The organism is Sinorhizobium sp. 22678 (assembly GCF_052044265.1).
Taxonomy (GTDB): domain Bacteria; phylum Pseudomonadota; class Alphaproteobacteria; order Rhizobiales; family Rhizobiaceae; genus Sinorhizobium; species Sinorhizobium meliloti_A.
This window is the reverse complement of sequence record NZ_JBQEMS010000061.1, coordinates 1-331: the sequence shown is the minus strand read 5'-3', so window position 1 is coordinate 331 and position 331 is coordinate 1. Positions and strand designations below refer to the sequence as shown.

General features: G+C 64.4%; 1 protein-coding gene. It reads left to right on the top strand.

The annotated features are described in order from the left end of the window. Positions 1-331: cadherin-like domain-containing protein (locus ACTJKL_RS31980; protein ID WP_440854759.1), on the top strand; the 331-nt coding region annotated here is incomplete at both ends.

The following is a 331-nucleotide window of genomic DNA, read 5'->3' as shown; positions in this document are numbered from 1 at the left end:
GCTCACGACGGCCGATCTCGGCTATTCCGATCCGGACGACACCGCAGCGGGTGTTAGCTTCAACGTCTCGAACGCCGTCAATGGCTCTGTCCTCGTCAACGGGTCAGTGGCCGCGAGCTTTACGGCGGCGCAACTCGCAGCCGGCCTCGTCTCCTTCCGCCACAATGGCTCGGAGACCACCGCCGCCTCCTTCCGGGTCGTCGTCGAAGACGGCAACGAGGACAACTCCGCGCCAACCCCTGCGACATTCAATTTCACCGTCAACCCCGTCAACGACGCTCCCATACGCAGCGGCGATCTGAGAGCGGCGGTCGCAGAGGGCGGAACCTAT